Consider the following 12,302-nt stretch of genomic DNA (forward strand, 5'->3'; position numbering starts at 1 on the left):
TGTCCCCGGACTTGCACTACCCTACGCGGGGCTCGGCTCCTGCCCTGCGGCGCTGAGCATGCTTTCCAGCTCGCTCTCGTTGACACCGAGCATCTGCAGGATGTTGCGCTGCGCGGCATTGAGAATGTGCTGGCGCTCCTGCTCGCCGGGCAGGCTCTTGGCGATGGCCACGGCGCCGACCAGTGAGGCGAGGATGACGCGGGACTTGTCGGCGATGGCGTCGCGGTCGGGTTCGAAAGGCAGTTTCTTCAGGCGGCTCAGGGCGATGAGGCGGGTTTCCAGCATCTTCTTCATGCGCAGGTAGGACGCTTCGAACAGCGTGCGGATCTCGGCGTTCTCGTTACCGATCTCGTTGAACAGCACCGTCTCGGGGCCCGGCTTGTGCTTGCGTTCCAGCTCCTGGAGGTTGCAGCAGTTGGAGACCAGCTCCGTGAGGTGCTTCACCGACAAAGGGCCCTTGACCAGTCGGGCCGCACGGCTGCTCTCCAGGGTTTCCTGTACCGAGGCATGGTAGAGCGCCTCCTTCGAGGCAAAGTGTGCATAGAAAGCGCCATGGGTCATCTTGGCCAGTTTCATGATCTGGCCGATCGAGACCTTCTCGAAGCCTTGGCGACTGAACAGCTCGATCGCGGACTTGAGGATGCGCTCCCGCGATCTGGCCTTGTGGTGAGTCGAGTAGGGCATGGCAACCTCAGAGGGCGTTTACAAAAGGGCTGTACTCGGCAATTACGGCGTTGAAACTGCTCTCAAAAATGCTCATTTACTAGCTTGTAAACTCGTGTGCGAGCCCAGTGCGCTTTATCGTTCAATTTCGCCTTGTCTTGCCATCGTTCGCCTGTCTTGTAAACAGCCCTCTCATCTCCTGCGCTGAATATTACCTTGATCATATCAAGCCCGATGCTAGCGTGGCATAACCCAAACTGCTCAGGAAACCACCATGCAATCACCGCTCGTCATCACCGGCATGGGCGTGATCAGTCCGCTTGGTTGCGGCGTCGAGGCGAGCTGGGAGCGCCTGCTGGCCGGCCATTCGGGCATCTCCCCGATCACTCGGTTCGATACCGGTGAGCTGCCGATCAAGGTCGCCGGCACGGTGCCCGGTATCGCCGACGATGCGCATGCCGGCTTCGATCCGGACCGTGTGGCCGACGCCAAGGAGCGTCGCAAGCTCGAGCTGTTCAGTCTCTATGCGATGGCTGCTGCCGAAGAGGCTTTGACCCAGGCCGACTGGTTTCCGTCGAGCGACGCGGACCGCCTGGCCACTGCCACCCTCATAGGTTCCGGCATCGGCGGCTTCCCCACCATCACCCAGGCGCAGAACACCCTGTCGACGCGCGGCTACCGCCGGCTCTCGCCGTTCACCGTACCGGCCTTCCTGGCCAATCTGGCGGCGGGCAACGTGTCGATTCGCTATGGCTTGCGGGGGCCGCTGGGGTGCCCGGTGACGGCTTGTGCGGCGGGCGTGCAGGCCATCGGCGATGGCATGCGCCTGATCCGCAGCGGCGAAGCAGAGGTGGCCCTGGTGGGCGGCGCCGAGGCCTGCATCGACCCGCTCTCGCTGGCCGGGTTTCACGCCATGAAGGCGCTCTCCACCGAGCAGGACGATCCCACCCGGGCATCGCGCCCCTTCGACCGGGCGCGCAACGGCTTCGTCATGGGCGAAGGCGCGGGGTTACTGGTGATCGAGAGCCTGGCCCACGCCGAGGCACGCGGGGCCACGCCGCTGGCCATGCTCAGCGGTTACGGCACCAGCGCCGATGCCTACCACATCACCGCCGGACCGGAAGACGGCGCCGGAGCCGCGGCGGCTATTCGCGCAGCGCTGAAGATGGCGGGGCTGACTCCCGAGTCGATCGACCACATCAATGCCCACGCGACTTCGACGCCGGTCGGCGACCGGGCCGAGATCGCCGCCCTGCGCAATGCCTTCGGCGACGTTCTCCCCGGCATTCCGATCTCCGCGACCAAGTCGGCCACCGGCCATCTGCTCGGTGCCGCCGGCGGTGTGGAGAGCATCTTCTCCGCCCTGGCGGCCATGCACGACCGGCTGCCCCCGACCCTGAATCTGGAAAATGCCGACGAGGATCTGCAGGATCTGGACTTCGTCTCGGGGGCGGCGCGCGAGCATCGCAGTCAGCATGTGCTGTGCAACGGCCTGGGATTTGGCGGGGTGAATGCCGCGCTGATCGTCAGCAAGATGTAGGGGGCATTCCGCTATTCGGCTGCTTGCCGGGGGCACAACCGGGCCGCCACTGCCCGCGCCTTGCACACGGACAGCGACAACCTGCATCGGCTCGCGTCTGGGGCTGAAAGACGCCCCGGACTCGGCCTAGCGCGCCTGACGCTCGGCCAGCACGCGCCGGTAGAGGCCGGCGCAGACCGCGACAAACACCGCCAGCCCCAGCCACGGCGAAATGCCGGCGAAGCCGTCTCCCACCAGCGCCAGCGGTGCGTCACTACCGGTAAAGCCAATGATGCCGGCCATCAACACGCCCATCAGGCTCTCGCCGACGATCATGCCCGAGGCAATCAAGACACCACGGCGACGCGGCTGCTCCACGCTGATCTTGGGGTCCGTACCGCGCGCCACCGCACGCGCCTGCAGACGGCGCTGAATCACCCAACCCAGAATGGCGCCGATGATCAACGGCATGTTGACGCTGGCCGGCAGATAAATACCCAGCCCCACCGCCAGCACCGGCAAGCGGGCGACACCACCACGGCGCTTGAGCAGCTCGTCGATGCCAATCATCACCGCCCCCAGCACCAGGCCAATAATGATCATCGACCACTGCAGATCATGGGCAAAGATCCCCTTGACGATGGCGGTCATCAGCGAGGCCTGCGGCGCCCCCAGCGCCTGGCTGACGTCCATGTCGGCACGCGGCAGTGCCCCCACGAAGCCATAGGCGTTATAGAGCAGCGTCAGCACCGGCGGAATCACCAGCGCCCCCACCAGACAGCCGATGATCAGCGCTACCTGCTGACGCCACGGCGTCGCGCCGACCAGATAGCCGGTCTTGAGGTCCTGCAGGTTGTCGTTGGAAATCGCCGCTACGGCCACGATCACCGAGGTCGAGAACAGTGCCAGCGCCGTTGGCAGCATGTTGGCGACATCGTCGCCGAGCATGGTCAGCCCATCGCTTAGCTGATTGAAACCGAGAATCATCAGCGAGACCAGGATCACCGCAACGATGCCAATCCCCGAAATCGGGCTGCTGGATGAGCCCACCAGCCCGGCCATGTAGCCGCAGGCGGCAGCAATGATGAAGCCGAACAGCCCGGCAAACAGCACGCTACCCAGCGCGAGTGTCCAGAAAGTGCCGCTGGCCATGTCCGGCGCCGCCGCGTGCAGGAAGTAGGCAAATACCGCAAACAGCGCGACCAGCAGAATACCCGCCAGACCCAGCAGAATCGGCGCCGGCAGGTCGCGGTCGGTGCGCGGCATCTGGGTCATGCCGCCCTGGCCCTTGCCCAGTGCGCCAAAGGATGCCCGCACGCCTTCGATCATCGGCTTGAGCAGCGTCAACAGGGTCCAGATGGCCCCGACCCCGATCACCCCGGCCCCGATGAAGCGCACGTCTTCGGACCAGTGCTGCATCGCGACATCCGTCAACGACTGCCCGGCCGAGGCGGGATCCATGGCCGTCAACCAGGGCACCGCGATCCCCCAGGTAATCAGCGTACCGATCAATATCGCCACCCCAGCGACGATGCCGATCATATAGCCAGCCCCGACCAGCGCCAGCGAGAAACCGGTCGAGAACTGGAATGCGGTGCGCCCTGCCGTCAGCCAGAGCGTGATGCTGTCCGCCAGCACGCGAAAGCCACTGCTGGCCAGCGAGAACGCCGCCGCCACCAGTGCCCCCAGCGCAATATCGCGTGCACCGGGCTCATTGGCATCTTGTTCGCGTCTGTCGTTATCGCGACCGCGATCGCCGACTTCGAGAATCTCGGCAGCGGCGACGCCTTCCGGATAGGGAAGGTCGCTCTGCACGACCATCGCCCGGCGCAGCGGAATGGTATACAGCACTCCGAGAATCCCGCCGATGGCGCAAATCGCCGAGGTTTGCCAGAAGGGGAAGCCTTGCCAGTAACCCACCATCAACAGGCCGGGAAGGATAAAGATGATGGCCGACAGGGTCCCGGCCGCCGAGGCCTGGGTCTGCACCATGTTGTTTTCGAGTTTATTGGCACCGGCCAAGCGGCTCAGCAGCGCCATGGAGATCACCGCCGCGGGGATCGACGAGGCAAAGGTCAGCCCCACCTTCAGCCCCAGATAGACATTGGAGGCGGTAAACACCACCGTGATCAACGCACCGAGCACGACCCCGCGCAGGGTCAGCTCCGGTAGCGTCATCTCATCGGGAATTCGCTGTGACATGACAAGCTCTCGCTCAACATAATGCCCCCGGCCAGGACGGCACGGGGGCACTATTACCTGAAGTTTTCGCTGGGCGAGTCATTGCACTCACCCAATCATTAGCGGACGGTGATAATAGCATGAAGACCGCAAACGCCGAAGTGGGCATGCAGGCTGGCAGTAAGGTCATGCCAGGGAAACGACACTTTTCCCTGACCAACGGCAGTGCATTGCCGCGTCTGGCTATGTATGACTGCCGAAATACTTGGCCTTCTGGTATAGCCTTCCCAAAAGACCAGTACCCAAGACCATGAAGAGACTCATGGCAATCACCAGCAGAGATCCATAGGCGATATCACCCGAGAAGGAATATCGGCTTATCACGCTACCTATGTGCTGCACGAACAAGAAAACGCCGATCAGGAACGTTCCAGCACGTACTAGATCGGTGTCTTTAACATCGATATCAGCTTCCTCACCACCGTGAATCCTGTTGGCTATGGCACTCGCGGAAAACCAGAGCGCTACCCCGATTACGATAGGCACGACTGCCGTAGCAATAGCCATGGCAAGCCATTCGCCAGCCAAAACCTCTTGAGATTGGGGGTTAAACAGAACCGGCAATATCCAGAACAATGTTTTAAGGCCGAAATACAGGCCCAGAATTTTGATCAAAAGAATTGAAAAAGGCTTCATGTCCTATCCGTTCAAAGCACGCCGCCATCAGGCGCAGGGGGTAAAGGGGGCCGCATAGCTTTTTGCCTACGTGAGCGAAACCACCGTTCATCCAGTCGGCAGTGACTTTAGTGCGCGCCAGCCGGCCTGGCCACGGCAAGACACGACGCTCGGCTGCCATGGTGCGCCAGGAAGGTGAACTCTTCCAATTCCAGACCCGCGCCGTGGAGCTGGGATTTAAAGTCTTCCTCGTAAGTCACACGACCGAAATCGATGCTCGTGAAACGCTTCAATACCGGCTTTAACGTCTCCATCCAGCGCGATGGCCGCGTCTGAATGGTTTGCGTGAAGAATATCCGCCCGCCCGGGCGCAAAAGCTCGCAGCAATGCCGCAGCGCCCGGTCAGGCTCGGGCAGGAGCATGAAGCTGGCCGAGAAGTAGACGGCTTCATACGGCCCACCGCGGTGATCGTAGACCGATTCGAGACGCACCTCGGCACAATCGGCCAGTACGGACGCCGTAAGCCTTCGCCGGGCGCGCTTTATGTAGTCGGCGTCGATATCGATGCCGGTAACGCGCAGGCGCTTTCGCTTGATCCGTTCGGCATTGGCCAACAACGCGCCTGCCGTGCCAATACCGACATCCAGGACCGCGGCACCGTCGGGCACGCGCTTCAGCACCTCCGCGTACCATCGGGAAGTGAGCCTGAGGATAAAAGTGTCGTAGATGAAACTGCGCATCGCGGCTCCTTGGTTGACTCGATCAATCGTCAGAGCAAAAGCTTGCCAATGTCGAGAACTCGAAAAATCCGGCCATCCGGCTGTTCCCGGGCCAATCGCTGCCGATAAAGAGCAGAGATACATCGTGGTCTACCGTAACATCGCCCCCCATTCGACTCGATCGAGGATTTATTCCCATGACCCAAGAGACTCCCGTCGTAGTAGCCGACATCATGATCCGCAACATCGTGACGCTACGTCTCGAGCAGACGCTCAATGACGGTAACGAGGCCATGCGGGAGCACAAGATACGGCACCTGCCGGTGCTGGACGAACAAGGTCACTTGGCGGGCTTGCTCAATCAGAAAATCGTGCTGCGGGAAGCGCTGCGAATCACCGATAACTACGGCTCACATCGTTTGAGTCACCATCTGGGGCGGATACCGCTCGCCGAGGTCATTTCCAGGGACGTGCTCACGCTGTCGGTCGACACGCCGCTTGCCGATGCCGGGAGAAAGCTGCTGGCACATCGCCAGGGGGCCATGCCGGTGCTGGACGGCGACGAGCGCCTCGTCGGCATTCTCTCTTCCGCGGATTTCGTGCGCCTGGCCGTCGCGTTGCTCGACAACGGACAGGACTGAGCCAACAGCACTTTTTGACTCGCGTTCCCGCTGACCGCTTCAATCCAGAAGCCGCCCTATCGGACGGCTTCTGTCGAATGTTAGAGAAGTGAACCACGGTTACTTTAGAAGGCACACTAGAAAGGCACACTGGGACGTCAGGTTATTATTCGTAGTGACTCCATAAGCGGAGAACTTTGATTGTCCTCTCCTCGTCAAGCACTTGGTAAACGAGACGGTGCTGAATATTGATCCTGCGTGAATATGCCCCGAGCCGGGGGAACCGACTCGGGAGCGTTCTCCACTCGAAAGCCACGATCAGGCCGAGGCTGGGGTCGCTCTGGCGGCACGCGCCGCGTGCAGCTTTCTGTAGCTTTCGATCAGGCGCTGGTGGCGGTCGATGCCTTCCAGCTTCATGCTGGTGGGCGTCAGGCCGTAAAAGCGTACCTCGCCGGTCACCGAGCCGACCACGGCGTCCATGGTCTCCTCGCCGAACATGCGCTTGAGGTTGTGGAGGTAATCATCCAGTACCAGCTCGTCGTTCAGGGTGATTTCGAGCACCGCCTGCATCGCCTGATAGAACAACCCGCGCGCGACGGTGTTGTCATTGAACTGCAGGAACATCTCGACCCGCTCCAGCGCCTCTTCATGCTGCCCGAGCGCTAGGGCGATCAGCAGCTTCAGTTCCAGGATGGTGAGCTCGGACCAGATGGTGTTGTCGTCGAACTCGATGCCGATCAGGGTGACGATCTTCATCTGCTCGTCGAGCTCGCTCTCCTCCAGGCGCACGAGCAGGTCGGCCAGTTGCCCGTCGTCCAGCGAATGCAGGTTGAGGATGTCCTCGCGGAAGGCCAGCGCCATGTTGGTGTTGTCCCAGACCAGATCCTCCACGGGATACACCTCGGAATAGCCCGGCACCAGGATACGGCACACCGGCGCGCCCAGATCCTCGTGAACGGCCATGTAGGCTTCCAGGCCCATCTCTTCGAGAATGCCGAACAGCCGGGCCGCTTCCTCGTCGTTGTCGTTGGAACCGGCGCCCGAGAAATCCCACTCGCAGAACTCGACGTCGGCACGCGAGCTGAAGAAGCGCCAGGAGATCACGCCCGACGAGTCGATGAAATGCTCGACGAAGTTGTTCGGCTCGGCCACCGCCTGGGAGTTGAAGGTAGGTGGCGGCAGGTCGTTCAGCCCTTCGAAGCTGCGCCCTTGCAGCAACTCGGTGAGGCTGCGCTCCAGCGCCACCTGCAGGCTGGGATGCGCGCCGAACGAGGCGAACACGCCGCCGGTACGCGGGTTCATCAGCGTGACGCAGGCCACCGGGAACTGTCCGCCGAGGGAGGCGTCCTTGACCAGCACCGGGAAGCCCTGGGCCTCCAGCGCCTCGATGCCTTCGCGGATGCCGGGGTACTTCGCCAGCACCTCGTCGGGGACATCGGGCAGTACGATCTCGTCTTCGATGATCTGCTTCTTCACCGCCCGCTCGAAGATTTCCGACAGGCACTGCACCTGCGCCTCGGCCACCGTATTGCCGGCGCTCATACCGTTGCTGAGGTAGAGGTTCTCGATCAGGTTGGAGGGGAAGTAGACCGTTTCGCCGTCGGACTGACGCACGAAGGGCAAGGCAACGATGCCGCGATCCGTCCGACCGGAGTTCGTGTCGTAAAGGTGCGAGCCGCGCAGCTCGCCGTCCGGGTCGTAGATCGACCGGCAGTGATCGTCCAGGATGCCTTCCGGCAGTTCATCAAACGGCCCCGGCTGGAACCACCGCTCGTCGGGATAGTGAACGAACTCACTGCTGGCGATCTCCGTACCGAAGAACTGATCGTTGTAGAAGAAGTTGCAGGAGAGGCGCTCGATGAACTCGCCCAGCGCCGAGCACAGCGCGGCTGCCTTGGTGGAGCCCTTGCCGTTGGTGAAGCACATCGGCGAGGCGGCATCGCGAATGTGCAGCGACCAGACGTGCGGCACGATGTTGCGCCACGAGGCGATCTCGATCTTCATGCCGAGAGCCTCGAGGATGCCGGTCATGTTGGCGATGGTCTGCTCCAGCGGCAGATCCTTGCCCTCGATCCAGGTGTTCTCGCCCTCGGCACGGTTTTTTACATGCGCGCCCCCCATCAGCAGCGCCTGGGCGTCCTCGTCGATGTTGTCGACCACCTCGATCTGGAACTCGGGATTGTTCTGGATCACCCGCTTGACCGAGCAGCGCTCGATGGAGCGCAGGATGCCCTGGCGGTCCTTGTCGGACAGATCGTTGGGCAGCTCGATCTGGATGCGGAAGATCTGGTTGTAGCGGTTTTCCGGATCGACGATGTTGTTCTGCGACAGGCGGATGTTCTCGGTGGGGATGTCCCGCGCGTTGCAGTACACCCGCACGAAGTAGGCGGCGCAGAGTGCCGACGAGGCCAGGAAGTAGTCGAACGGGCCCGGGGCGGAGCCATCTCCCTTGTAGCGGATCGGCTGATCGGTGATGACGGTGAAGTCGTCGAACCTGGCTTCCTGACGCAGGTTCTCGAGATAGTTGACCTTGATTTCCATAAGCGGGAGCCGGGTTGATGGCTTTCGGGGAGTCTTGGGATATGGCCGGCCATTATCCCGATTTTGCCGCCCGGCGTCTTGGGGGTGGCGAAAAATCGGGCAACACCCGGTTCCGCGCCGGCCCAGGCCTCCCGCCCGGCCTACATCCCGTATTCCCGTTCTACCCGGGCGATGCGCACCCGAAAATCGCTGTACCACTGCCGGTGGCCCAAGCGCTGTGCTTGCAGATGTTCGGCGTGCCGCTTCCAGTTCCGGATGGCCTCCAGGCTCGCCCAGTACGACACGGTGATTCCCAGTTCCTCCCGGGCGGACTCGATGCCCAGAAAGCCTGGTTGCGTGGCGGCCAGCGCCACCATGCGTTCGGCCATGGCGGCATAGCCATGATCGCCCTCGGTTCGATGGCTGCTGAAGATGACGGCGTAGTATGGCGGTTCAGGCGTGTTGGCTGTTGTCATGGGTTCTATAAGTGCAGGATCGCAACATCAAGGGGAAGTGATTTGCCGGAATGATAACGGGAGTCGCTCGTGCACGGCGAGCGGCGGGCAAGGGTTTCAGCCCTTCGCCTTGGATTCCGTTTCCGCTGCCAACCCGCTTTCCCAGTTCCTCCCGGGCGGACTCGATGCCCAGAAAGCCTGGTTGCGTGGCAGCCAGCGCCACCATGCGTTCGGCCATGGCGGCATAGCCATGATCGCCCTCGGTTCGATGGCTGCTGAAGATGACGGCGTAATATGGCGGTTCAGGCGTGTTGGCTGTTGTCATGGGTTCTATAAGTGCAGGATCGCAACATCAAGGGGAAGTGATTCGCCGGAATGATAACGGGAGTCGCTCGTGCACGGCGAGCGGCGGGCAAGGGTTTCAGCCCTTCGCCTTGGATTCCGTTTCCGCTGCCAACCCGCTCAGGGCCTCCCGGCAGCGCCGTTCCACCTCGTCCAGCTCGCCCTGCATGATGCGAATGTCCTCGAGTTGGCGATGCAGGTTGGCACGCTTCTCCGCCAGGATGTCGAGCATGCGTTCGAGCTGTCGGGCGCTGCCGTTCTGCGCCGTGTCGTAGAGATCGATGACCTCGCGGATCTCGGCCAGCGAAAAGCCCAGGCGCTTGCCCCGCAACGTCAACTTGAGGCGCACGCGATCCTTGTCCCGGTAGATGCGGGTCTGCCCGTTTCGTTCAGGCGCCAGCAGCCCTTCCTGTTCGTAGAAGCGGATGGTGCGCGTGGTGATGTTGAAACGCTGTGCGAGTTCGCCAATCGTGTAGGTCGTGCTCACCGGGCGGCATCTCCTGGATTCATGGGGCCGAGTTCAGGCGCAGGGCATCTGCCCGGCCGGGGCGCGTCAGGGTAGCGCCTGTCTGACGTTGACGTAAAGCCTGCGCCCGGCATCCTCGCGCCATGCCCCGGCCATTGCGCCTTAGCTAGTTCAGCCCCAATTCGTGGATGGACGTCTCGCGCATCTTGAACTTCTGGATCTTGCCGGTGACGGTCATCGGGAAGGCGTCGACGAACTTCACGTAGCGCGGCACCTTGTAGTGGGCGATCCGCCCCTGGCAGAACTCGCGCAGCTCCGCCTCGTCGAGACTCTCGCCCTCGACCCGCTTGACCCAGGCCATCACCTCCTCGCCGTACTTCTCGTCCGGCACGCCGATCACCTGCACGTCGGAAATTGCCGGATGGGTGTACAGAAAGTCCTCGATCTCGCGCGGGTAGATGTTCTCGCCGCCGCGGATGATCATGTCCTTGATGCGTCCGACGATCGCCACGTACCCATCCTCGTCCATGGTGGCCAGGTCGCCGGTATGCATCCAGCCGGCGCCATCGATGGCCTTGTCGGTGGCGTCAGGGTTGTCCCAGTAGCCGAGCATGACGCTGTAGCCGCGCGTGCACAGTTCGCCTTTCTCGCCCCGCGCCACCAGCGCGCCCGTCGAAGGGTCGACCAGCTTGACCTCGGTATGGGGATGGATGGTCCCCACCGTCGTCACCCGCTTGTCGAGCGGCGCATCGGTCTGGGTCTGCAGGCTTACCGGACTGGTCTCGGTCATGCCGTAGCAGATGCTGACCTCGCGCATGTGCATCTTGTCGATGACCTGACGCATCACCTCGATGGGGCAGATCGATCCCGCCATGATACCGGTACGCAGCGAACTCAGGTCGAACTGGGCGAAATCGGGATGCTCGAGTTCGGCAATGAACATCGTCGGCACACCGTAGAGCGCCGTGCCACGCTCCTCGCTGACCGCCTGCAGGGTCGCCAGCGGATCGAAGCCGTCGCCTGGGTAGATCATCGCCGCGCCATGCGTCATGCAGCCCAGGTTGCCCATCACCATGCCGAAGCAGTGATAGAGCGGCACCGGAATCACCATGCGGTCCTCGCCGGTCAGACCGATGCGTTCACCGACGAAGAAGCCGTTGTTGAGAATGTTGTGATGGGAGAGCGTCGCCCCCTTGGGCGCGCCGGTGGTGCCCGAGGTGTACTGGATGTTGATGGGTTCGTCGAACTGCAGCGTGGCCTGGAGTGCCGCCAGTCGGCCGGCATCGACTTCATCGGCTCGTGATAGCAGCGCCTCCCAGGTCAGCATGCCCGAGCGGGTAAGGGCGGCGTCCAGGCAGACGACGCGCTTTAACGCGGGCAGGCGCGCGCTGTCGAGCTCCGCCGGGGATGCCGCGTCGAGCTCCGGAACAAGTTCGGCGAGCATGGCGACGTAATCCGAGGCCTTGAAGGCGCCCTGAAGCACCAGCGTGGAAGTCCCCGATTGCCTGAGGGCATAGTCGAGCTCGTGGGTGCGGTAGCTGGGATTGATATTGACCAGCACCGCGCCGATCTTGGCGGTGGCGAACTGGGTGATGGTCCACTCGGCGCAGTTGGGTGCCCAGATGCCCACCCGGTCGCCTTTTTCCACGCCGATGGCAAGCAGCGCACGGGCCGCGCGATCGACCACGTTCTGCAATTCCCGCCAGGTGTAGCGCAGCCCCTGATGGCGGCTGATCAGCGCCTCGCGGTCGGCATAGCGGGCGACAGTCTCGTCGAAGCAGTCGCCGATGGTCTGCCCCTTGAGAGGCAGATCGCTGATACCGCTGACATAGCTGGGGTGTTCGCGCCGCAGCGGCGCTTGCGGTGTTGTCGTGGCTTGGCGTGTCATGGGTTTACCTGTTTGTTGTTGTGGCAAATCGTTGGCTCGCCGGGCCCTCTCAGATCCGGATAACGCCGGACATCGAGCGTGGCCCTTCATGCTTGCGGGTGCCGGGTCCGGGCCCGACCGCTTCGCGGTTCCGTGAAAAGAGGCACTGCGCGACCCATCCCGTACGGCAGGACTCGCCGTGCCGTCCTCCCGGGAAAGATGGGGTTAGAATAGGCACCATTGACGTTTACGTAAAGATAAGCAGGCGCGCCGCT

11 protein-coding genes and 1 pseudogene are annotated in these 12,302 nt (G+C 62.5%); 2 read left to right on the forward strand and 10 right to left on the reverse strand.

The features are described 5' to 3' along the window. Nucleotides 1-21: 21 nt before the first annotated feature. Nucleotides 22-684, reverse strand: a complete 663-nt coding sequence (locus tag ACYQ12_RS15780; protein ID WP_459873582.1) for a TetR/AcrR family transcriptional regulator — start codon at nucleotides 682-684, stop codon at nucleotides 22-24. 253 nt (nucleotides 685-937) lie between these two features. On the opposite strand from ACYQ12_RS15780, the gene fabF reads away from it, so the two are divergent. Continuing rightward, nucleotides 938-2,203 (forward strand): beta-ketoacyl-ACP synthase II, encoded by a 1,266-nt coding sequence (gene fabF / locus ACYQ12_RS15785; RefSeq protein WP_459873584.1) that lies wholly within the window; start codon nucleotides 938-940, stop codon nucleotides 2,201-2,203. A 126-nt stretch (nucleotides 2,204-2,329) separates the two neighbouring features. On the opposite strand, the gene ACYQ12_RS15790 is transcribed toward fabF, so the two are convergent. The 3 genes from ACYQ12_RS15790 to ACYQ12_RS15800 form a co-directional block, all read right to left on the reverse strand. Further along, on the reverse strand, nucleotides 2,330-4,384 hold the full coding sequence (locus ACYQ12_RS15790) for an OPT family oligopeptide transporter (protein WP_459873586.1): 2,055 nt from the start codon (nucleotides 4,382-4,384) through the stop codon (nucleotides 2,330-2,332). A 222-nt stretch (nucleotides 4,385-4,606) separates the two neighbouring features. Further along, entirely contained in the window at nucleotides 4,607-5,059 is a 453-nt protein-coding gene (locus ACYQ12_RS15795) for a hypothetical protein (RefSeq protein ID WP_459873588.1), read from the reverse strand. 107 nt (nucleotides 5,060-5,166) lie between these two features. Then, the gene (locus ACYQ12_RS15800) at nucleotides 5,167-5,778 is read right to left on the reverse strand and encodes a class I SAM-dependent methyltransferase (RefSeq protein WP_459873590.1); all 612 of its coding nucleotides are present in this window, start codon (nucleotides 5,776-5,778) and stop codon (nucleotides 5,167-5,169) included. Between the two features lie 176 nt (nucleotides 5,779-5,954). Here ACYQ12_RS15800 and ACYQ12_RS15805 point away from each other — a divergent pair, with 176 nt between their 5' ends. After that, entirely contained in the window at nucleotides 5,955-6,398 is a 444-nt protein-coding gene (locus tag ACYQ12_RS15805; protein WP_459873592.1) for a CBS domain-containing protein, read from the forward strand. Between the two features lie 145 nt (nucleotides 6,399-6,543). Here the strand turns inward: ACYQ12_RS15805 and ACYQ12_RS15810 are convergent. The 6 genes and pseudogenes from ACYQ12_RS15810 to ACYQ12_RS15835 all read right to left on the reverse strand — a co-directional run. Continuing rightward, nucleotides 6,544-6,648: pseudogene (locus ACYQ12_RS15810) on the reverse strand (type II toxin-antitoxin system YoeB family toxin); the annotation flags it as partial. A gap of 47 nt (nucleotides 6,649-6,695) precedes the next feature. Next, nucleotides 6,696-8,918 (reverse strand): OsmC domain/YcaO domain-containing protein, encoded by a 2,223-nt coding sequence (locus ACYQ12_RS15815; RefSeq protein WP_459873594.1) that lies wholly within the window; start codon nucleotides 8,916-8,918, stop codon nucleotides 6,696-6,698. 140 nt (nucleotides 8,919-9,058) lie between these two features. After that, nucleotides 9,059-9,373, reverse strand: coding sequence for an antibiotic biosynthesis monooxygenase family protein (locus ACYQ12_RS15820; RefSeq protein WP_459873596.1), 315 nt, complete (start codon nucleotides 9,371-9,373; stop codon nucleotides 9,059-9,061). Further along, the gene (locus ACYQ12_RS15825; RefSeq protein WP_459873598.1) at nucleotides 9,351-9,677 is read right to left on the reverse strand and encodes an antibiotic biosynthesis monooxygenase family protein; all 327 of its coding nucleotides are present in this window, start codon (nucleotides 9,675-9,677) and stop codon (nucleotides 9,351-9,353) included. Before ACYQ12_RS15825 ends, ACYQ12_RS15820 begins: the two co-directional genes overlap by 23 nt. Before the next feature lie 96 nt (nucleotides 9,678-9,773). Next, nucleotides 9,774-10,181 (reverse strand): MerR family transcriptional regulator, encoded by a 408-nt coding sequence (locus ACYQ12_RS15830; RefSeq protein ID WP_459873600.1) that lies wholly within the window; start codon nucleotides 10,179-10,181, stop codon nucleotides 9,774-9,776. A gap of 145 nt (nucleotides 10,182-10,326) precedes the next feature. Further along, nucleotides 10,327-12,048, reverse strand: a complete 1,722-nt coding sequence (locus ACYQ12_RS15835) for an AMP-binding protein (RefSeq protein ID WP_459873602.1) — start codon at nucleotides 12,046-12,048, stop codon at nucleotides 10,327-10,329. Nucleotides 12,049-12,302 lie beyond the last annotated feature (254 nt).

The organism is Halomonas shantousis (genome assembly GCF_054654615.1).